General features: G+C 58.7%; 18 protein-coding genes. 4 read left to right on the plus strand and 14 right to left on the minus strand.

The genetic code is table 11. The features are described from left to right. Positions 1 to 52 precede the first annotated feature (52 nt). Positions 53 to 1,075 carry a ketol-acid reductoisomerase gene (gene ilvC, locus ACR1XU_RS05145; protein WP_170616439.1) on the plus strand — a complete coding sequence of 341 codons (1,023 nt, stop codon included), beginning with the start codon at positions 53 to 55 and terminating at the stop codon, positions 1,073 to 1,075. 45 nt (positions 1,076 to 1,120) lie between these two features. On the opposite strand, the gene ACR1XU_RS05150 is transcribed toward ilvC, so the two are convergent. Then, a complete protein-coding gene (locus ACR1XU_RS05150; protein WP_170616441.1) occupies positions 1,121 to 1,576 on the minus strand; it encodes an SRPBCC domain-containing protein in 456 nt (151 codons plus the stop codon). Then, complete coding sequence (locus ACR1XU_RS05155) at positions 1,569 to 1,883, minus strand: ArsR/SmtB family transcription factor (RefSeq protein ID WP_480907148.1); 315 nt, start codon at positions 1,881 to 1,883, stop codon at positions 1,569 to 1,571. The genes ACR1XU_RS05150 and ACR1XU_RS05155 overlap by 8 nt, the downstream gene beginning before the upstream one ends. 79 nt (positions 1,884 to 1,962) lie before the next feature. On the opposite strand from ACR1XU_RS05155, the gene ACR1XU_RS05160 reads away from it, so the two are divergent. After that, positions 1,963 to 2,865 (plus strand): DMT family transporter, encoded by a 903-nt coding sequence (locus ACR1XU_RS05160; protein ID WP_480907150.1) that lies wholly within the window; start codon positions 1,963 to 1,965, stop codon positions 2,863 to 2,865. On the opposite strand, the gene glmM is transcribed toward ACR1XU_RS05160, so the two are convergent. The 8 genes from glmM to ACR1XU_RS05200 all read right to left on the minus strand — a co-directional run bounded on the left by glmM (position 2,862) and on the right by ACR1XU_RS05200 (position 13,855). Continuing rightward, entirely contained in the window at positions 2,862 to 4,205 is a 1,344-nt protein-coding gene (glmM, locus tag ACR1XU_RS05165; RefSeq protein WP_321253612.1) for a phosphoglucosamine mutase, read from the minus strand. The two genes, ACR1XU_RS05160 and glmM, sit on opposite strands and share 4 nt — an antisense overlap. A gap of 36 nt (positions 4,206 to 4,241) precedes the next feature. Beyond that, on the minus strand, positions 4,242 to 5,240 hold the full coding sequence (gene folP / locus ACR1XU_RS05170) for a dihydropteroate synthase (protein WP_480891305.1): 999 nt from the start codon (positions 5,238 to 5,240) through the stop codon (positions 4,242 to 4,244). Further along, positions 5,237 to 6,157 (minus strand): dihydroneopterin aldolase, encoded by a 921-nt coding sequence (locus ACR1XU_RS05175; protein WP_480891302.1) that lies wholly within the window; start codon positions 6,155 to 6,157, stop codon positions 5,237 to 5,239. The genes folP and ACR1XU_RS05175 overlap by 4 nt, the downstream gene beginning before the upstream one ends. 196 nt (positions 6,158 to 6,353) lie before the next feature. Further along, a complete protein-coding gene (locus ACR1XU_RS05180) occupies positions 6,354 to 6,995 on the minus strand; it encodes a cell wall hydrolase (RefSeq protein WP_170619755.1) in 642 nt (213 codons plus the stop codon). A 186-nt stretch (positions 6,996 to 7,181) separates the two neighbouring features. After that, positions 7,182 to 9,743: a pyruvate, phosphate dikinase gene (locus ACR1XU_RS05185; RefSeq protein ID WP_170806129.1), complete on the minus strand. Its 2,562-nt coding sequence runs from the start codon at positions 9,741 to 9,743 to the stop codon at positions 7,182 to 7,184. A 43-nt stretch (positions 9,744 to 9,786) separates the two neighbouring features. Further along, the gene (gene glyS, locus ACR1XU_RS05190) at positions 9,787 to 12,078 is read right to left on the minus strand and encodes a glycine--tRNA ligase subunit beta (protein WP_480907155.1); all 2,292 of its coding nucleotides are present in this window, start codon (positions 12,076 to 12,078) and stop codon (positions 9,787 to 9,789) included. Positions 12,079 to 12,087: 9 nt separating this feature from the next. Beyond that, on the minus strand, positions 12,088 to 13,299 hold the full coding sequence (gene gltS, locus ACR1XU_RS05195; RefSeq protein ID WP_480907157.1) for a sodium/glutamate symporter: 1,212 nt from the start codon (positions 13,297 to 13,299) through the stop codon (positions 12,088 to 12,090). 10 nt (positions 13,300 to 13,309) lie between these two features. After that, entirely contained in the window at positions 13,310 to 13,855 is a 546-nt protein-coding gene (locus ACR1XU_RS05200) for a DUF6446 family protein (protein ID WP_480907159.1), read from the minus strand. A 71-nt stretch (positions 13,856 to 13,926) separates the two neighbouring features. Here ACR1XU_RS05200 and ACR1XU_RS05205 point away from each other — a divergent pair, with 71 nt between their 5' ends. Then, positions 13,927 to 14,559 carry a MarC family protein gene (locus ACR1XU_RS05205; RefSeq protein WP_480811370.1) on the plus strand — a complete coding sequence of 211 codons (633 nt, stop codon included), beginning with the start codon at positions 13,927 to 13,929 and terminating at the stop codon, positions 14,557 to 14,559. Between the two features lie 8 nt (positions 14,560 to 14,567). On the opposite strand, the gene ACR1XU_RS05210 is transcribed toward ACR1XU_RS05205, so the two are convergent. Continuing rightward, positions 14,568 to 15,497, minus strand: coding sequence for a glycine--tRNA ligase subunit alpha (locus ACR1XU_RS05210; RefSeq protein ID WP_480811369.1), 930 nt, complete (start codon positions 15,495 to 15,497; stop codon positions 14,568 to 14,570). A gap of 205 nt (positions 15,498 to 15,702) precedes the next feature. Between ACR1XU_RS05210 and ACR1XU_RS05215 the strand changes: the two genes are divergently transcribed. Beyond that, positions 15,703 to 17,442 carry a serine protease gene (locus ACR1XU_RS05215; protein ID WP_480907161.1) on the plus strand — a complete coding sequence of 580 codons (1,740 nt, stop codon included), beginning with the start codon at positions 15,703 to 15,705 and terminating at the stop codon, positions 17,440 to 17,442. 65 nt (positions 17,443 to 17,507) lie between these two features. Here ACR1XU_RS05215 and ACR1XU_RS05220 read toward each other — a convergent pair whose 3' ends face one another. From ACR1XU_RS05220 to ACR1XU_RS05230, 3 genes are read right to left on the minus strand one after another with little or no spacing between them, the layout of a single operon-like run. After that, complete coding sequence (locus ACR1XU_RS05220; RefSeq protein ID WP_480907163.1) at positions 17,508 to 19,082, minus strand: thiamine pyrophosphate-binding protein; 1,575 nt, start codon at positions 19,080 to 19,082, stop codon at positions 17,508 to 17,510. After that, positions 19,082 to 20,530 carry a TrkH family potassium uptake protein gene (locus tag ACR1XU_RS05225; RefSeq protein ID WP_170616471.1) on the minus strand — a complete coding sequence of 483 codons (1,449 nt, stop codon included), beginning with the start codon at positions 20,528 to 20,530 and terminating at the stop codon, positions 19,082 to 19,084. The genes ACR1XU_RS05220 and ACR1XU_RS05225 overlap by 1 nt, the downstream gene beginning before the upstream one ends. A gap of 50 nt (positions 20,531 to 20,580) precedes the next feature. After that, positions 20,581 to 21,267 carry a hypothetical protein gene (locus tag ACR1XU_RS05230; protein WP_480907165.1) on the minus strand — a complete coding sequence of 229 codons (687 nt, stop codon included), beginning with the start codon at positions 21,265 to 21,267 and terminating at the stop codon, positions 20,581 to 20,583. Positions 21,268 to 21,542: the final 275 nt, after the last annotated feature.

Below are 21,542 nucleotides of genomic sequence, written 5' to 3' on the forward strand. Positions count from 1 at the left end.
GCGCCGGCGGGCAGATAGAACCACCGCAATCGAAACTGAAAGGACCGGCAAAATGCGTGTCTATTACGATCGCGATTGCGACATCAACCTGATCAAAGACAAGAAAGTGGCTATCCTGGGCTATGGCAGCCAGGGACACGCACACGCGCTGAACCTGCGCGACTCGGGTGCCAAGAACCTGGTCATTGCCCTGCGCGAAGGCTCGCCCTCGGCCAAGAAAGCCGAAGCCGAAGGTCTGCAGGTGATGGGCATTGCCGAAGCCGCCGCATGGTGCGACGTCATCATGTTCACCATGCCCGACGAGCTGCAGGCCGAAACCTACAAGAAATATGTGCATGACAATATCAAGCCCGGCGCGGCCATTGCCTTTGCCCATGGTCTGAACGTTCACTTTGGCCTGATCGAGCCGAAAGAAGGCGTCGACGTCATCATGATGGCCCCCAAGGGCCCCGGACACACCGTGCGTGGCGAATATGTCAAAGGCGGCGGCGTGCCCTGTCTGGTCGCCGTGAACAACGACGCCACCGGCAAGGCGCTGGAAATCGGTCTGTCCTATTGCTCGGCCATCGGTGGCGGCCGCTCGGGCATCATCGAGACCAACTTCCGCGAAGAGTGCGAAACCGACCTGTTCGGCGAGCAGGCCGTTCTGTGCGGCGGCATCGTCGAACTGATCCGCTGCGGCTTTGAGACTCTGGTCGAGGCAGGTTATGCACCGGAAATGGCTTATTTCGAGTGTCTGCACGAAACCAAGCTGATCGTTGACCTGATCTATGAAGGCGGCATCGCGAACATGGATTACTCGATCTCGAACACCGCCGAGTATGGCCAATATGTCACCGGCCCGCGGATCCTGCCCTATGAGCAGACCAAGAAGGCGATGAAAGAGACTCTGTCGGATATCCAGACCGGTAAGTTCGTGCGTGATTTCATGCTGGAAAACGCTGTTGGCCAACCGACCATCAAAGCGGCCCGCCGTCACAACGATGAACATCAGATCGAGCAGGTCGGTAAGAAACTGCGCGACATGATGCCTTGGATCTCGGCCGGCAAACTGGTCGATCAGGAAAAGAACTGAGCCTGACTTCTGTCAGCACAAGGGCGGCCCCGGTGGCCGCCCTTTTCAGTTTGCAACCGCATTTCGATAGCACTCGCCCAGAACGTAATCCCAGCCACCGTCGTAACTGCCGCGTTTGTCCGGTGCTTCGGTTGCCCAGGCCTGCCAGCCGGAATGGGTAAGGACTACCTTTGTTTGCCCCAGCTCGTGGTCTTCGAATTCGACTGTCACCAGGGTGGAACGCTTTTCGTCTGTTCCGGGATGCCAGGTAAACGCCACCTTTTGCCCGGGCGCAAACAACAGAACCTCTCCCCAGTCCGAACGTGTGCCGTCAAACATTGTTTCGTAAATCGCGCCACCTACAAACGGCTCGATCGAGACAGCAAGTGCCGGTTTACCGTGTGCGGCGGACACGGCATGGCCATGCAGCGGCCACCATTTTGCAATCCGGTTCACAAAAACATCAAATGCCTGTTCACGCGTCGCATTTACAATCACCGTTTTGACGATGGGATCAGTCATTGTTCTGTCCGCTTTCGTTAAATTCGGCCGCATAACTTTCCAGCACTTCGGACCAATACCGATCCAGCCAATCCCGCAACTCGGCAAGCCCCTCGGGGCGGGCAGCATATATCCGCCGGGTCCCTTCGGCACGGCACACCACGAGGCCCGCATCGGTTAGAACCCGAAGATGCTGGGACACGGCAGGACGACTGACAGGCATGTTTTCAGCCAATTCCCCAACTGCCTGCGGCTTGATTGCAATCGCTTCGAACAATTGTCGCCGGGTGGGATCACTTAAAGCTGAGAATACATATTGGTTAGCCATCACTTACCGTAAGTGAAAACTTACTGATTGTCAAATATGGCGGCGTGACATCCCCGGATGCGCAAGATAAGGGGAAGCCATGGTAGAGAGCCCCAATTCACGCGACTGGAGCGGCGTTGTAACGCTTGGCCTGATCTGGGGCGGCACTTTCATGGTCGTTGCCATGGCCCTGGAAGGCTACGGCCCGATCACCGTGGCAACCGCCCGGACGACACTGGGTGCACTGACTTTGCTGTTGATGATGGCGGCGACGGGCCGAAAAATTCCCACTGGAAACCCGGCACTCTGGTGGTCGATCATAATCATCGGCATCCTGTCGACGGCCCTGCCCTTTGTCCTGCTAAGCTGGGGACAGCAATTTGTTCCGTCTGCCTTTGCCGGGCTTTCCATGGCCGCAATCCCGCTGATGGTTTTGCCGCTTGCCCATTTCTTTTCCGATGAACCGATGAATGCGCGCAGACTGTTCGGCGTAACCCTTGGGTTCACCGGTGCGCTGATACTGATCGGGCCAGGTCTTGCACAATTGGGGTCGGGGGCTGAACCCATGGCTCAACTGGCCTGCGTCGGTGCAGCTTTGTCCTACGCCCTGGCCTCGATCTTCACCCGCCGCTGCCCGCCCGTTGATCCGGTTGTCCTGGCCGCCCTGACGCTTGTGGTCGGTGCCGTGCTGTTGCTGCCGATCATGTTGGTTTACGAGGGTTTACCCCGCTGGGAAGGCACCCGGCCCGGCCTTGCCATCATCGTGCTGGGCCTGTTCCCCACTGCCTTCGCAACGCTCCTGCGGGTTTCCATCATACGCAGCGCCGGATCCGTTTTTCTGACCCTGGTGAACTATCAGGTTCCAATCTGGTCAATGGTGTTTGGCGCCTGGATCCTGTCCGAGGCGCTGCCTTTCCGGTTCTATCTGGCGCTGGCAATGATCCTGACGGGGCTGGCCATCAGCCAATGGTTCAGCCTGCAGAAACTGCTTTTCAGACGCTAGCCAGCCGCCGCCTCGACCTCGGAGACGATGCCGTCAACGACTTGATTCAACAGGGTATCATCTTCGCACTCGGCCATGACACGGATCAGCGGCTCAGTCCCGGACATGCGAATCAACAAACGCCCCTGCCCGTTCAATCGCGCTTCGGCATCGGCAATCGCCGTCTTGACGTTCTGAGCTTCCAGGGGATGCTGGCCAACTTCGTAACGGACGTTTTTCAGCAATTGCGGAACTTTCTCAAACTGCTGCGAGATCTCAGAGGCGCTGCGGTCAGCCCGAACCATTTCCGCCAGGAAATGCAGCCCTGCCATCAGCCCGTCCCCGGTGGTTGCGTAGTCTGTCATCACGATATGACCCGACTGCTCGCCGCCCAGATTGAACCCGCCTTCGCGCATGCGTTCGACAACATAGCGGTCGCCTACCGCTGTGCGTTCAAGTCGCAGCCCCCGCGCAGCCAGGTGCCGCTCGAGCCCGAGGTTGGACATGACCGTTGCCACCAACGCCCCGCCGGTCAGCCGATCAGCACGGGCCCAGCTGCTGGCGAGCAGCGCCATCAACTGATCGCCATCGGCAACCTGCCCCTGTTCATCGACAATCACGACCCGGTCAGCGTCACCGTCCAGGCAAATCCCTACATCGGCACCGTGGGCAACCACGGTTTCCGCCGCCATTTGCGGTTTGGTCGACCCGCAGTTGAGGTTGATGTTCTTGCCGTTGGGCGCGATGCCAATCGGAATGACCTCGGCACCCAACTCCCACAGAACCTCCGGGGCGGTGCGGTGCGCAGCGCCATTGGCGCAGTCGATCACAACTTTCAGACCATCGAGCCGCAATTCACGTGGCAACGAGGATTTCACACGCTCGCCATAGCGGAACCGCGCATCATCCACGCGACGCGCCCTGCCAATATTCTGGGCCTTGGCGGGGTGGACGCCTTGTTCAATCAGGTCTTCGATATCCATTTCTGCCTGATCCGACAGCTTGAAGCCGTCGGGGCCAAAAAACTTGATCCCATTGTCTTCAGCCGGGTTGTGGCTGGCAGAAATCATCACACCCAGATCAGCGCGCATCGACCGGGTCATCAGACCCACCGCAGGCGTTGGCACCGGGCCCAGCAGCAACACGTTCATACCGGTCGAAGTCAAACCTGCCGTCAGCGCGTTTTCCAGCATATAGCCCGAAAGGCGCGTATCCTTGCCGATGACCACGCGGTGCACGCCGGAGGCGTCGCGCCGGAAATATCGCCCGACTGCCGCACCAATGCGCAAAGCCATTTCCGCCGTCATCGGATGCGTGTTGGCAGTGCCCCGCACCCCGTCGGTTCCGAACAATTTGCGCATCGGTGTTTTCTCCAAAATTCCAGCCTTGGGACCGGATTACCGGACGGCAGTCCACAAGCGCAAGGCCTGAGCCGTCTCGGCCACATCATGGACCCGAATGATCTGCACACCTTGCGACAATCCGGCCAACGCAACAGCAATTGATCCTGGCGCACGCGCATCCTTGCGCGGTTCCTTGCCGATCTGACCGATGAATCCCTTGCGCGACACGCCCAACAGGATCGGGCAACCCAACCCGTGAAACAGGCTGAGGTTCCGCAACAGGGTCAAGTTATGAGCCTCGGTTTTGCCGAACCCAATGCCCGGATCGGCAATGATCTGGTCCCGGTTCAGGCCAAGGCCCTCAAGATGTTCGATCTGTCCATTGAGGAAATCGTATACATCCAGCAGGACGTCATCATATTGCGGGTCATCCTGCATCGTCGCGGGATCACCCTGCATGTGCATGAGGCAGACCGGGGCAGCGACCCGGGCACAAAACGGGGCCAGATCCGGATCAAAGGTAAACCCTGACACGTCGTTGATCAGCCCTGCCCCGGCTGCCCAGGCGGCTTCGGCGACGCTGGCCTTGCGTGTATCGATTGAAACCAAAGCATCCGTTTCCGCGCAGATCGCGGAAATCAGCGGGCGCGTCCGCTCGATCTCTTCAGCTTCCGGAACATATTCGGCGCCCGGACGGGTGGATTCCCCACCAATGTCCAGAATGCTGGCGCCATGCGTGACCATGGATTTAGCTGCGGTCACAGCGGCTTCGACCGAATTGTGCAGACCTCCGTCCGAGAAGCTGTCGGGCGTTGCGTTCAAAATGCCCATGATCTGCGGGACCGTCATGTCCAGACCTGCAACTGCCGCCCTTTTGCGGGTCAGGCGGCTGATCACTTCTTCCGGGATGTCGTTCACGGCGACCAGAACCGGGTCGCCGTCGCGTGTCAGTTTTTCCGCATGGGTGAACCACAAATCCTGCCCAGCCAACGACACCGCATGGGTCGGGCGCGTCAGTCCGTGCTGTACAAGAGGACGAAAATACGCGGTCACAGTTTGGCCTGATCCACCGGCACCGCCCGCAGGGGAGTTTTGGGAGCCTCTGGAAGATCGCCGCCTATGACCAACATCTCGCTGGCTTCGAATGTTGCCGCGAACCACGCTGCCAACGCAACCGAATCGGACGGCGCCGCTGACGGGCCATCCACCGCATCCAGAACGATCTTGGACGGCGCCCAGACACAAATCTGGCCGTTCTTCATGGCCCAATCCAGCTCTGTTCGCGTTGAAACCACCACGCACCGGTGATCGCGCGCCGCCAATACCCATGCATTTTGTTCAATGGCCAGCAGGTCGATCCGACGTTGTGTCATTGCATGACCGGTTTTCGGAACAGTCAGGTCCGATGCCCCGACACACAGGATCAGAGGGCGCTGACGGCTTTCAAGCTGATCGATCCAACCGGTCAGATTTTTCGACTGCATCGCCTCGTTCGACAAATAAACCAGACGTGGATGCGGCCGCTCTTCTTCAATCAGGTCATGATGGACCGTGTCCTTGCCGCGAACGATCTCGACGCCCAAAGCACCTGGACCCCGGTCCAGCTTTTCTATTCTGACAAAAGCCCTTACAGCCTGAGGTTCAAGCAAGATACGCTCGGCGATCCGGTCCGCCAAAGTTTCCAGAAGGTTCAACCGCTCAGCAGCCAGTTCAAATGCAATGGCTTCTGTGACGCGGTCGTAGGACAGAATCCGGTCGACATCATCATCAATCGGATCGCTGATCGGGCGCACTTCGACCACGATGTTGAAACAGATGCGCTGCGTTGTTCCCCGCTCGGCCTGAAATGCGCCGATTTCCACTTCGACGATGTGATCGCGCAGTGAAATACGGTCCAGAGGACCCCGGGACGCTGTCGCTTCCGAGCGTTCGGACGGGTGCGCAAAGGCAAGGCGGATTTCAGAACTCATGGGTATGGCCTTTTCGGGCTCGGGCAGTGCAGGTTGCCTATCATAGGCGGTGCGCAGGCCTATAACATTCATACAAACGCCATTCCAACCGCCTAAAACGCCACTTGGGCCATTTGCACCGGCGAGAACTTGCGAAACCCGAGCGTGCGAATGCCGGTTCAGCATTCGCGGTGCTTAGTCACCAATCGGAAGCAGGTCAGTTGCTCGCGGTACGGTAATTGTGACGATAGAAGATGTGCACACCGATCCGGGCGGTTTCCTTGTACACCCGCGACCAAGACGGGCGTACGGCTTTGGTGTGATAATGCGTTGCCCCTTCGGTCAGTTGATCTGCAATCCCATCAATGGACGTGCGGGCAACTTTAGCGACACGCTCATAGGCTTTCTTTTCGTGAATGACCTCTTTGCGGCCATCGCAGGTGTAGGTGAACTGACACTGGTACTTCTTGCCCGTTCCCTGCTGGATGACACCGCACAGATCATCCGGAAAGCGGCTGCTTTCAACCCGGTTCAAGATAACCTCGGCCACCGCAAACTGACCACGGACGCTTTCGCCGCGTGCCTCGAAGTACAGCGCTTCGGCCAGACACTTCCAATGCTCATCGCCGGTTGCCTTGGGCTGCTGGTCCAACCATTCCTTGGAATAGGATACGTCCAGCGGTTTGGCTTCTTTTCGGGGCGTAAATAGCTTCAGGTAATCACGAAAAACCTGACCCGGCAGTTCACTCCGAGTCACCAGCTCAGCCTTGGCGGAATGAGTCTCTTCCTTCTCGGCGAAGGATACAGTCGGCAGCACGGTTGCTGCCACAGTGGCAACAGCCATTATGTAACGTAGCATCAGATAACCTCGCACAGGCACTTCTCGCGCCATACCCTCCCCCGGCGGGCGCGATGAGGCTCTTAACGCACTGAGGGCGAAAGGTCTACATCTGAAAAAAATGCAAGAGGAAAATTGCCTGCGGGGTCGAGTTTTTTCGACCACAGGTCCTTCCAAAACCACTATTCCTAGGGCTTGCGACCCTTGTCAACCCCCAAGTCTGGACGAAATCGCCAGTTGAGCGGCAGCCAGCCGAGCGACAGGCACCCGGAAGGGCGAACAGGACACATAGTCAAAACCCAGATCGCGGCAAATCGAGATTGATTCGGGGTTTCCGCCATGTTCGCCGCAGACCGAAAGCGTGACATCCGGCTGCGCGGCACGCCCGCGTTCAGCCCCGAGTTTCAGCAGCTCGCCGACGCCGTCGCGGTCCAGTACATGAAACGGATCTTCGACAAACACGCCCTGGCGCACATAGGCGGACATGAACCTTCCCGCGTCGTCGCGTGACAGCCCATAGGTCATCTGGGTCAGGTCGTTTGTTCCGAAGCTGAGGAACGAGGTCTGTGGCGCGATCTCATCCGCACGCAGGCACGCACGCGGTGTTTCCACCATGACGCCCAGTCTGTATTCGAATTCCTGCCCCTTTTCCGAGGCGACAGCCGCAGCCACGGAGTCGATACGGGACTTCACCAGTTCGACCTCGCGCCGGGCGGAAACCAGCGGAATCATGACTTCGGGCACGACGGCCGCACCATCCATACTGGCTTCGATCGTGGCCTCGAAGATGGCCCGCGCCTGCATGTCATAGATTTCAGGCACCGTAACCCCCAGACGCACGCCACGCAGGCCCAGCATCGGGTTGTATTCAGTCATCGCATTGACCTGCCGCTCGACATCCGACACCGGCAGATCAAGTGCTTCGGCCAGTTCACGTTGCCCTGTACGAGTGGTTGGAAGGAACTCGTGCAATGGCGGGTCGAACAGGCGGATGCAGACAGGTTGCCCTTCCATGATCCGGAAAAGCTGTACGAAATCTTCGCGTTGCATCGGCAGCAAACGTTCCAGCACAGCCGCACGACCCGACGAGGTCTGCGCAAATATCATCTCGCGCATGACAATAAGCCGGCCGGGATCGAAGAACATATGCTCGGTCCGGCACAAACCGATGCCCTGCGCCTGAAAATTTCGCGCGGTCTGTGCGTCCGCCGGCGTGTCTGCGTTGGCGCGGATTGCAATATCGCGCTCGGCGTCGGCCCAACCCATCAGTGTCTGGAAACAATCGTCCAACGCGGCCTCAAGCATCGCGGGCCGACCGGCCAGAACCTGACCCGAACTGCCATCAATTGTCAGTTCGTCACCGGTTTGGAAAACACGCCCGTCCGGAGCGGTCAGCAGCTTCTTTTTTGTCTGGAACCGCATCTCCGAAGCGCCAACGATACATGGCAGGCCCAGACCGCGCCCGATTACAGCTGCGTGGCTGGTCATGCCGCCCTTTTCCGTCAGCACGGCCACTGCGGCATGCATACCGCGCACATCCTCGGGCGCAGTTTCGCGCCGCACCAGAATGCAGGGTTCACCACGCGCCGCGCTGGCCTGTGCCTCGGCGGAGGTAAAAACAATCTTGCCTGTTGCCGCACCCGGGCTGGCGGCGATCCCGGTGGTCAGGATGTCTCGCTCTGCCTTGGGGTGTACCTGCCGGTGCAGCAGCTCGTTCAGAGAGTGTGGGTCAACGCGCATCACCGCGTCCTGCGGCGGCACAATACCGTCTTCGGCCAGACGCACGGCTATCCGCATCGCGGCGCGGGCACTGCGCTGAACGCGTACCCCGTCCAGAATATGCACGTGTCCGTTTTCGATAACGAATTCGACCTGCATTTCCTCACGCAGCTTTTCGCGCATCAGCGCGGCATGAGATTTCAGGTCGTTAAATGCTTCGGGGGCCAGCTCCTCGAGTGACAAGCCGCGCGGATCTTTTTCGAGATACAGCGCCGCCACGTCTTCGCCCAAAGCGTCCCGACCCTGGCTTTGACTCAGGTAACGGCCCGTGATCTGCGGCAGTCCGGTCGTGGAATCTACAAGCTGCAGAACTCCGGAACCGCATTCCCCCTGCCCGACGCCCGGTATCATTTCCTGAATGACAAGCCCAAGGCCGGCATCGGCCGGCGCGCCCTTGGCCTGACGCAGCAAACGCGCGGAAGTGCCATCCCAGGCTCGGGCCATCGAACGCAGAACACCGATTAGTTGCTCGCCCCGATCCTGCGGAAAGGCCTCTTCGGCTTCATCTTCGTAAGCCCGCAAAGACTGGCGCAACCCCTCGCGACCGGTGAGATCGATATCATCAAACAGGTCAGGGTCCAGCCGGGCGACATGGATGGCATAACTCTGGACAAAACGCAGATACAGTGCGGCCGCTGCTTCAGCTCCCATCTTGTCGGACAGGTCTACATAGCGGGCGTCGTTCATGCCGATGTTCAGAACCGCGCCCGGCCCGCCCCAGTCGGGGTCCTCGGAACTGGGACGCACACACAGCAATGCAGTCGGTTCGAACTGTTCTAGAATGGCGGCGATGTCGGGGATATGACCTTCGGCGATCCGGTGGACCGCATCGAATGACAAGGCGACCGTGCGCGGCACCGGCAGGTCAAGCCGGACCAGACGTTGCAGGCATTTCGCCCGGCCGCCATGGGTATGGGCGGCGACGGGCGCGTCGGATGTGATCAGCGTTGTATGCGGGTTATTCTGCACTGCGGCACCTTTTGATTTCACCGCAGCATAAGCGCAAACACTGTTGGCGCAAGTGAGTTCTGGGTCAGCCTTCGATCTTGCTGAGGTCGGCGACGCCCAGACAAACCCGGCGGATCTGGCTGAGCAGGTTCAGACGGTTGCGACGGAGAATATCATTGTCGGTATTCACCTGAACCTCGTCAAAGAACGCATCGACCGGGCCGCGCAACGCGGCCATGGTAGCCATCGCCTTTGGAAAGTCCTCGGCCTTCAGCGCAGGTTCGATTTCGGCCTGCGCCTGATCCAGCGCAGCAAACAGCGCCCTTTCGCTGTCGGTCTCGGCAAATTTTATGTCGGCGCCATAGGAGTATTCGACGCCATCCTTCTCCTCGGCCTGTGTCAGGATGTTGTTGGCGCGTTTGAACCCCTGCACGAGGTTCTCTCCATCCTCGGTCGCAATCACCGCATTCAGCGCGCGGGCGCGTTTGACCAGCAGGTTGAGGTCGTCATTGCCGTCCATCGCGATACAGGCGTCGATGATGTCGTGGCGGATACCCTCGTCACGCAGGAAGACTTTGAGGCGGTCGTGGAAGAAGGAGAGGAGGTTTTGAAAAAGTTCAGCGCCGCAATTCATCAATCCTTGAATTTGATCGTGTGAATATTTTGGAATATCTTTGAACTCGTAAATTGCCTCCAAATCAGTTTCGTCTAGTTTCACAAATGCCAGGCTTTTAAATGCAATTGTTGTTTCTCTATCCAACTTGAGTTTTACAGTCTCAGTATTACTAACTTCAGTAGTCCAAGTGGACGAGCAGTAAATTGCATTCGCAACCTTAAACTTCTGCTTAGCCAAGCAAAGAAACGAATTCTGAATAACGTCCAAGAGTTCAATTCGTAAATTATTCTCCAAGACCAAACGAATACCCCCCAACGCCGCACGGCGCAGGGCAAACGGGTCTTTCGAGCCGGTGGGTTTTTCGTCGATCGCCCAGAACCCGGTCAGCGTGTCCAGCTTGTCGGCCAGCGCTACGGTCACCGAAAGCGGTGCGGTCGGCACGTCATCCGACGGACCCAGCGGCGAGTAGTGCTCCTGCGCCACGGCGGCCAAGGCGGCGTCTTCGCCTGCGGCCGCGACGTAGTACCGGCCCATAAGCCCCTGAAGTTCGGGGAATTCATAGACCATCTCGGAGTTCAGATCAGCCTTGGCCAGACGTGCGGCTTTCTCGGCCTGATCCGCATCCGCCCCCGCCACCGGGGCCAGTTCGCGGGCCAGCGCTGCGATGCGGTCGATCCGTTCGGCCTGCGTGCCCAGTTTGTTGTGGAAGGTCACATTCTCCAGCGCACGGGTCCACTGGGCGATGTCCGACTTGGCAACGCGCAGGTCGTTCTCCCAGAAAAACTTGGCGTCTGCCAGACGCGCCGACAGAACCTTCTGGTTCCCGGCCAGAATGGTTGCCCCGTTGTCAGCGGTTTCACGGTTTGCAACGGTAATGAACTGTTCGATCCGACCCGTTTTGGGATTGCGGACCGAAAAGAACTTCTGGTGTTCCTTCATCGAGGTTTGCAGAACCTCGGGTGGCAAATCCAGGAATTCACTGTCAATCTTGCCCATCAGAACGACCGGCCATTCGACCAGACCGGCGACCTCGGCCAGTAGCCCGTTATCCTCGACCACTTCAAGACCGGCAGCGAAGGCAAGGTTCTGGGCGTCATTCCAGATATGTTCGGCGCGCTCCTCGGGAGACAATACAACAAAGGCTCGCTTCAACTTGGCCGAATAGTCCTCGAAAGACGAAACCGAGAAACGATCCGGCGCCATGAAGCGATGACCGGCGGTTCTGTCCCCGGCGGTGATCCCCTCGACCTCAAGCGGAACCACCTGCGCTCCGGCCTCGTCGGTCAGGATACACAGGATCGAGTGCAAAGGGCGTACCCAGCGCATCGGTCCACTGCCCCAGCGCATCGATTTGGGCCAGGGGAAATTGCGGATGGTGGCCTCCAGCACCTCGGACACGATATCGGCAGCCGCCCGACCAGGCTTTTCGATGGTTGCGAAATACACCGCACCTTTGGGTGTCTCGCGTTCTTCCAACTGATCGTGGGTCAGGCCCGCGCCGCGCAAAAACCCTTCGATGGCTTTGTCCGGCGCGCCGACCTTCGGGCCTTTACGCTCTTCCCGGATAGTGGGGCTTTCGGCCAGCACCCCCTCGACCGCCAGTGTCAGACGGCGCGGAGTGGTCATTGCTGCGGCCCCGGCATACGTCAGACCGGCCTCGACCAGACCATCTGTCACCTTCTTTTTCAGATCCTCACCCGCACGGCGCTGCATGCGTGCGGGGATTTCCTCGGAAAACAGTTCGATCAGCAGGTCGGGCATTTTCGGTCCTTAGAAATTCACGATCGTCTGGATGACGATGGCATTGGCGATATCCACAAAGAATGCGGATACAAGGGGCAGCACGATAAAGGCAATAGGCGACGGCCCATATCGCTTGGTCACGGCGGTCATATTTGCGATGGCGGTCGGAGTGGCACCCAGCGCAAAACCTCCGAACCCGGCAGCCAGCACCGCAGCGCGGTAATTCGACCCCATGATCGGAAACAGCACCCAGATAACAAATACCACCGCAAACAGGGTTTGCGCGGTCATGATTACGGCGATGGCAATTCCAAGCTCCGCAATGGTCCACAATTGCAAGCTCATCAGTGACATGGCCAAAAAGGCACCCAACGCGAACTCGGAGATCAGCGCCAGCGACGGCGTTCGCGCAACCGGAGGGGCTGAGGGCGCAATGGCCGATCGGACGTTGGCGATCACGATGCCCATGATCAGGCAGGGCACGAACAATGGCAGTTTGAGCCCGGCTGCCGTGATGACTTCGCTGAGTGCATAACCAAGAATGATGGCCAGATTCAAATGAAGCAAAACGCGCATCACCGTCAGGTGATCTATTCCGGCGCTCGCTTCATCCGGATTGTCCGGCAGACCGACGGTGTGCTCTTCTTCCGGCCGATCCGGGCTGAGGCTGCGCCCTTCGATCAGAAACCGAGCGACGGGGCCGCCGACAAGCGCAGCCAGAACAAGACCCAGCGTGGCCACGGCCACACCAAGTTCAGTCGCGCCTTCCAGACCGGTGGCCCGGCCCACTTCCGGGGCCCATGCGATTGCAGTACCGTGACCGCCGATCAGCGCGGCAGAGCCAAACAATACTCCGGATTGCATCGGGTACCCGAACACGACAGCCCCAACCGCGCCAATGACGTTTTGCGCAACAATTGTGATCAGAGTTAGGACAAGAAGCAAAAACAGGGGCTTGCCGCCCGCAATCAGATCCGACAATCGGGCATTCAATCCGATCCCGGCAAAGAACAGCACCAGAAGGAAGTCCCGCGCCGCCAAACCAAAGGACAGTTCAAGACCCGCCACCAAATACAGCAGCAACACAACGAGCGATGCCAGCAGCCCCCCTGTTACCGGTTCGGGGATGTTGAACTGACGCAGTGTTGCGACCCGGGCGTTGATCTCGGCACCGATCAGGTAAACCGCAAATCCCAGCGTCGCTGTCAGGAAATCGGGGATCTGGACCGTATCAACCAAAATGAACCTCTTACTCCTGTGACCGCTGCGGACATTCTTCGCCCACAACTGTCCCGTCATAAGCCTTTTCGCCGCAATTGTTCAGCCTGTGCCAGACATAGCCCTGCCCACCATCGGTCACGGCCACAATGCGATCGACCCCGAAATGGACGTTTTTGATGGCTATGTACGCCCGCGCATGTCCGACCTTCAGCGCATCGGCGACGGCTACGGCATCATAACAGCCAAACCAGCTGGGCGCGGTTAGCGGTTCGGGATCGTCAGCAGGCATGAAGGCAGCGGACAAATCTTCCAATGTCAGCTCTGTTTCGAAACAGGCGCGATAGCGGATCGGCGAACTATCCGCGTCAATCGCCTGAAATGCGCTGTAACTGATGGCAACCGGCTGGTTCGTTTCGACTTCCGTCAGAACGACATCTTGGCCTGCTTTCGCTTCGACATCATAGTAGAACCCGTAAATCTGCAAATAATACATGCTGATGCCCGCGATGGCCGCGCACAGCAACAGAATGACAACAAGGACCTTTCCGGCCGAACTTTTTCTTTTTTCGCTCATGCTGCCCCTTCATTCATCGTTGAAAATAGGACAACCTCGCGCAGATTGCAGAACTGATCGAGGCACCCTGAATGGAAACGACCCTTGCCATTGGCTTTTTTGGCGCGCTTTTCGCGATCATGAACCCGGTCACCAACCTGCCGGTGTTCCTGAGCGTGACTCAGAGCCTGTCCGTCGCCGACCAACGAAAAGTTGCAATCAAGACCGCCGTCTATTGCCTGATCCTGGGCGGAGGGTTTGCTGTCATAGGCAGTCAGGTATTGGGTCTTTTTGGTATCAGCGTCGACGACCTGCGCGTTGCCGGGGGCCTTGTCGTTCTGATGTTCGGACTGAACATGCTGAACGGTAACGAAAGCAGTTCGCACCATGGCACGCAGGATGAAAAGCAATCCTATGCGACGCTTGAAGCGGTCGCTTTTTACCCGCTTGCATTTCCCATTCTCGTTGGTCCCGGAACGATTACAACCTTGATCCTGTATGCTCATCGCATCAAAAGCCCGACCGAAGCCATTGTCTACACATGTGTTTTTCTTGCAGTCGTGTCGTTGCTTCTGATCACGTTCTGGAACGCCACGGCCCTGGCAAAGCGGCTGTCTGACAACGCGCGCGTGATCATGAGCCGGTTCATGGGCATGATCCTGTCGGCCATCGCAATCGGCATGATCGCGGACGGCCTGAAGGCATTGCTTCCCGGTTTGGCCTGACCGGCCCATCAGCCCGCGTGACCGGCGGCCCCGGTCAGAACAAACGCATCCGCACATTGTTTGGCCAGCGCCCGCACACGCCCGATATACGCCTGACGCTCCGTCACCGAGATCACGCCACGGGCATCAAGCAGGTTGAAGATGTGCGAGGCCTTTATGCATTGGTCATAAGCGGGGTGCGCCATGATGATACGCTTCCCGGTCTTGGGATCGTCATGTTTCTGCGCCAGAATGGCGGCGCATTCTGCCTCGGCCTCTTCGAAGTGACGCAACAATACCTCGGTGTTGGCCACATCGAAGTTCCAGCGGGCGTATTCCTCTTCGGTCTGTTTGAAGATGTCGCCATAGGTCAAAGGGCTGGGCGATTGCGGGTCATTGAACGGCATATCCATCACGTGATCGATGCCCAGCACATACATCGCCAGACGCTCGAGCCCATAGGTCAGTTCACCCGAGACCGGCGCGCAATCATGTCCGCCGACCTGCTGGAAATAGGTGAACTGGCTGACTTCCATCCCGTCGCACCAGACTTCCCAGCCAAGACCCCATGCGCCCAGAGTTGGGCTTTCCCAGTCATCTTCGACAAATCGGATGTCGTGCAAACCCATGTCGATGCCGATCGCCTCGAGGCTGCCCAGATACAACTCCTGCAGATCGGGCGGGCTCGGTTTGATCAGCACCTGATACTGATAATAGTGCTGCAACCGGTTCGGGTTTTCGCCATAGCGTCCATCAGTGGGACGGCGCGAGGGCTGCACATAGGCCGCAGCCCAGGGTTTGGACCCCAGCGAGCGGAGCGTCGTGGCAGGATGAAACGTGCCAGCTCCGACTTCCATGTCATAGGGCTGCAGAATGGCGCATCCTTTGGTGGCCCAGTAGGTCTGAAGCCTCAGGATGATCTCCTGAAATGAACGTGGAGCGCTGGACGGTTCGGTCATGACATTTCCCCTGGACGCCGCAGCGTCCGTTTCCGGTCGGTTTTGCCCTTCCTATGCAAGGGGTCCGGGGGCGTCAACGGGCCAGTGGGCTCGTCATGTCTCTGTGCGGCCACACTGGAAATTCCCCGTAATCTGGCCATGGCGTTCCGAGGCCGATTTGGCGTATTCTCCGGGCTGAAAAAACTCTGCGAAACACAGGCGGACAATGGCACGCATATTCACTTCAATTGCATTTCTTTTTCTACTTGGTGTGCGCGCCGTTTTTGCGCAACAGGATACGGGTGTCTGGGTCCAGATCGAGGCACAACCGACCTTGCAGGCGGCGCAGGATCGGGCGCAGATCTATGCAAATACCCTGCCCGACGTGAATGGGTTTCGCCTTAACAGCGGCTGGTATGCCATTGTAATAGGACCCTATTTACGATCAGATGCGGATCAGGTTCTGCAGGTCTATCGGGCTGAGGGTCAAATCCCGTCGGACAGTTTCATTGCCTTTTCGAACGCACTGGGGCCGCAATTCTGGCCAGTTGGTGCGAACGTTCTGGATCGGGGCGCGGTAACGCCGTCGGTTCAACCACAGGCGCAAACAGAACAGCCGCAAGCTGCGGCGGTTCCGCAAGATGCCGATGAAACCCGATCGCAAGCTCTGCAGGGTGAACGCCTGCTGACCGCGCAGGAACGCAAAGACCTGCAGTCAGCATTGCAGGCAGAGGGGTTCTATGACTCGACGATTGACGGGGCTTTTGGTCAGGGTACACGCCGTTCCATGGCCGAATGGCAGCGCTTCAATGGGTTTGAAACCACCGGCGTTCTGACGACGCAGCAGCGCAAGGCCTTGATGGATGACTACAATGCACCGCTGATCAGCGTTGGCATGAAGCGTTATGCAGACCCGCAGGCCGGTATTGAACTGGACTTACCGCTGGGTGTTGTGACCTTTGACCGCTACGAAGCACCGTTTGCGCATTTCAATGCGACCGCAGATTTGAATGCACAGGTGCTGTTGATCAGCCAGGAAGGTGACAAGGCGACGTTGCGCGCTTTGTACGAGGTGATGCAGTCGTTGGAAATTGTTCCGCTGAACGGCCCGCGCACCCTGCGGGGCGATCGCTTCACGCTGGAAGGCCGCGGGAAAGGGATTGTATCCTACACGCAGGCCGCATTGAAGGATGGCAAGATCAAGGGCTTCACCCTGGTCTGGCCGGAAGGGGACGAGGCGCGCCGTGCACGCGTACTGGCCTACATCAACGCCAGCTTTACCACAAGGGATGCGGTCCTTGACGCCGGTGCCGGCGCGGATGCGGAACAGCGGATCGACCTGGTTTCAGGCTTGCAGGTGCGTAAACCGCGCTTGTCCCGCTCGGGCTTCTTCGCCGCTGCCAACGGCACGGTTTTGACGGTCTCGGAAGTGGCAAATAACTGCACCCGCATGACCCTGGACGACGATCAGGAGGTTCAGGTGGCGTGGGACGATGCCGATCTAGGCGTGGCCGTGTTGCGCCCAAGCCGGGCACTTGCCCCCATGAGCGTGGCCGAATTCAGCGCAGATGAGCCTCGTATCCGATCCGAAGTGGCCGTATCTGGCTTTTCCTATCTGGGCGCATTGGGTGCACCAACACTGACTTTCGGTCAAGTCGCCGATGTGCGGGGCCTGAATGGCGAAGATGGAATAAAACGTCTTACACTGGTCGCACAGCCCGGCGATGCAGGCGGTCCGGTGTTCGACGACAGCGGAAACGTGGTCGGGATGCTTCTGCCTAAAAGCTCTGACGGTCGCACCCTGCCCGACTCGGTCAGTCTTGCCGCCTCGGTTGATCGACTGCGTACAGTCCTGGATAAAGCCGGTGTTGCGGGTCAGCCTGGGCAGGCGGTCGGTGAAATTTCACCGAACGAGTTGAACCGCCGCGCAACCGGAATGACTGTTCTGGTTCACTGCTGGGACTAAGAAACCGTTAGGTTCCACTAATGGCGTCGCCAGACCAGGCGGCGCCATATCTGTTTTCCGAAGCTTCAGAATATGTCCGGTGTGACGCGGATCAGCGTGGGCACCAGCGCATCCAACGCCGCACGGATGGCGGATTGCAAGCCGACCCCCGAGTTGGGCTGCGACGACAACGCGCCAAATGCTTCGGCCAGCTTGCAGAAATCTGGATTGCGAGCCTCAACGGCATTCGGCGCAATCTGGCTGCGCACCATGCTGTCTTCAATTTCCTTCAGCTTGCCATTGTCCCACAGAATGATTGGCAGGGACAAACCCAGTTCGACCGCCACGCCCAATTCCTGCATCGTGTACTGGAACCCATAGTCCCCGGCGATCACGGCCGTGGGCTTGCCGCGTCGGGCAATCGCGCCGCCAATGCCGGCAGGCAACGCATATCCCAACGTGCCGAACCCGGTCGGGTGATGCCAGTGATACGGATAGTCCATGTCCCAGAGTTCCTTTGCGACATAGGCAAACTGCGTCATATCCGAATAAATCATCGTATCTGCGGGCAAAGCCGCGCGCATCACATCAATCGCTGCGGCGATCCCGGGGCGTTCGGCGTCGATTTCGGCCCGCCACTTGGTACGGGCGCTGGCCACCTCCTCGGCAGTCCAACCAGTTGCCGGTTTCACCTTATCCAACACCGCCCAAAGCGTTTTCGCAAAGCTTTCACCATCCGCCTGCAGCTTGATCGCTGCACGATGTCGGTCTGACAGAACCTCGGGGTCCAGATCGACGCGGATCAGTTGCGATGTGTGCCCAAGTTTGTCGCGCCAGAGATCGACTTCCCCCAGTTCCGCCCCAACGGCGACAACCAGATCCGCTGACGCAATCACATCGGCGCTGCCCGGTCGTGTCAGCATCGCCCCGAAATCCAGAGCGTAACCGGTGCCAGCCATGCCCCGCCCCGCAAAAGTGGTGAAGCATGCCGCCCCCAGTTGCGTCAATATCTGACGCCACAGATTTGAATGCGCCCCTCCGCCCAGAATGAACAGGGGGCGGCGCGAGATATTCAGCATCGACAGGACCGGCGCGATATCAGGTGGCAGCACTTTTGTTCTGAGCCCGGGCTGATTCGGGAACGGCGCCGGGTCAGCCTCAGCCTCAAGCTGTGCGATCGGCACCTGAATGTGTTTGGGGCGGGGGCGCTTCAGCTCAAACTCTTCGAACGCGCGTTCGACCAGGCCATAGGCCGCGTCGGCGGTGTTGGCCAGGCAGGACCAGTCCGCCACGGTTTCCGCGGCAGCGCGCTGATCCTTCATTTGATGCAACTGGCCCCGCTGGGCATTTACCTCATCCAGACAGGAGGACAGGACCAGCATCGGGACGGAATCGGAATAAGCCTGCCCCATCGGCGTCATGATATTGCACAACCCTGGTCCGGAAATCACATAAGCCACGCCCGGTTTCCCGGTAGCACGAGCATAGCCGTCGGCCATAAAGCCCGCCCCCTGCTCGTGCCGCGCCAGCACGTGCTTGATGCCCGCTTCTTCGATACCGCGATACATTTCCTGGTTATGTACGCCCGGAATGCCAAAGATCACATCTACGCCATGGTCCCTGAGCATATGCGAGATCTGCGCACCAAGGGTTCTTTTCATCAACTTCTCCAGAATTGAACGGTGAAGATCGCGTAAACCGCCAGCAGTTCAAGCCGACCGACCAGCATACCCGTGATCAGCAGCCATTTCGCCGTATCGCTCAACCCCGCGAAATTGCCGGCCGGTCCGATCTGATTGCCGAGGCCCGGTCCGACATTGGCAAGTGCGGTTGCAGCACCGGACACGGATGTAATGAAATCCAACCCGGTCAGAGCCAGCGCCCAGGACAGGACGCCCATCGTCAGCACGAAGAACATGAAGAAGCTCATGACCGAGGTCAAAACATCTCGGCTGATGGGGCGGCCGTCGTATTGCGGTGTGAACACGCCGTGTGGCGAACGAATGCGGCTGATCTGGGTTTTGATCGACGCGAACAAAAGCTGATACCGGAATACCTTGATCGAACAGGCCGTGGAGCCCGCGCAGCCACCGATCAGACCGATCAGAAAGAACAGCATAATCGGAAAATTGCCCCAACCCATGTAGTCGACGCTGGCATAGCCCGTGCCGGAAATGATCGAGGTGATGTTGAACAGCGATTCCCGCAAGGCTCTTTCCCAATGGTGTGGGAACACGGTCGTCAGAAAGACGGTCATGACAACGACCAACACCGCAATGGTCGCCAGAAAGGCGCGAATCTGGCTGTCTTGCCAAAGCGAACCGGTGTTGCCATTGGCCAGTTGCACATACCGCACGAATGGCAGTGCAGCCAGGATCATGAAAACGGCAGCGGCATACTCCGTCGGACCCGAGAATACGGCGAATGAGCTGTCATAGTTGGCAAATCCTCCGGTCGCGATGGTCGTCATCGAATGCACGGCGGCGTCGAAAAAACTCATCCCGAAGGCTGCATAGACCAGGGCACAAATCAGAGTCAGTACAACATAGATCATGGAAATCTGCCCGGCGATCTCTTGCGCGCGCGGCAGAATCTTTCCCATGGTCTCAAACCCTTCCGAGCGGAAGATCTGCATCCCCCCGACGCGCAGTTCGGGCAGGAACACCATCGCAACCACGATGATTCCGATCCCGCCCAACCATTGCAGGATTCCGCGCCACAGCAGCAATCCAGTGGGCATGCCGTCCAGGCCCGAAAGAACCGTGGACCCTGTCGTTGTCAGGCCGGACATGGCCTCGAAATAGGCGTCAACGAAACGCAGTTCGGTTTCGCCGAACATGAACGGAATGGCGCCAAACACCGGCAGGGCAACCCACACGCCGGTTGTCAGCAGAAAGGTCTGGCGGATTGTCAGCCCCTCGCCCACACCGTTTGAACAGCTCATGGCCAGGACCACGCCGGTCATAACGGTAATGACGGCGCTTTCCAGAAAGACATTCCATTCGCCCCGCCCTTCGATCAGGTCAGCAAGCAACGGCAGCAGCATGGTCGCCCCTAGAATGGCGACCAACAGGCCAATCACATATCCAACCGGGCGCATATCCGTCATGAGGCGCAGCGTTGGCGCGCCTGCACGACTGTGTCAAGCGGATGTCGGGTTCAACTGTCCGATTTTGGTGCCTGAACTGGCATCGCGGGCGGTTTGGAAGGTGCCCGGGTGCGCCGCACCGGCTGTTCGGCAGCGGTTTTAGGTTTTGCCGCCGCTGGTGCCTCGGGTGCCTTGCTTGCTTGACGCGCGACAGGCTTTGGCTTGGCGTCCGGCTGTTTGGTTGTCACTATTTCGGCCGTCTTGCCTGCCTGAGACTTGGGTGCCGCCACTTTGACGGTTTCAGGCTTTGCTACCGCTTCCGGCTTGACCGCTGGCTTTTTGGGCGTCGGCGCCTTGGCCACAGTAGCGGACGATTTTGCGCTGGCCGGTTTCGGCGTGGCAGCGTTGGCGACCGGCGCGGTCTTAGGTTCCACTTTCTTTGCCACCGGTTTGGGCGTGACAGACGACGCTCTGACAACAGGTGCCTTTGGCGTTACCTGCGCTTTACGTTTTGCCCGGATCTTGGGTTTTACCGCTGCCTTTGGCTTTGCCGCTGGCTTTGCGCGGACTGCTTCCTTAGCAGGTTCCACCGCAGAGGACTCAGACGCTGCCGCACGTAGTGCCTGCAAGGGTACTAAAGGCAACTCGATCGCAGAGCGGGTCATGATTTGCATGATCTTCATCTGATTGACCATGGCATAGCCAGCCACACGCACAGCCGCAGCCTGAAGTTCCAATGGTCCGGAAATCGGGTTCATCTACTAATTCTCCTCTGAAAGCGATGCAGGCAAAGACAGAGCAAAGGCGCTTCCCCGGCTCGGGCCCTTTGGGCGGCAGACCGAATTTGCAATCCAAGGCGTTGCACGTCCCGGCATCCTTTAAGGTGTCGCACCACCTGGTGCGATCATGCTGCATCTGCATTGTCTTGCAGACTACCCGGATATATGTGCTTGTGCAGAAATTTTGCTGCGGTGCGGCAATAAATCGCCACACCTCGCCCTATTTCCGAAAAACTGCCCTTAAATCAGGCAGA

The organism is Ruegeria sp. D1(2025) (assembly GCF_056536425.1).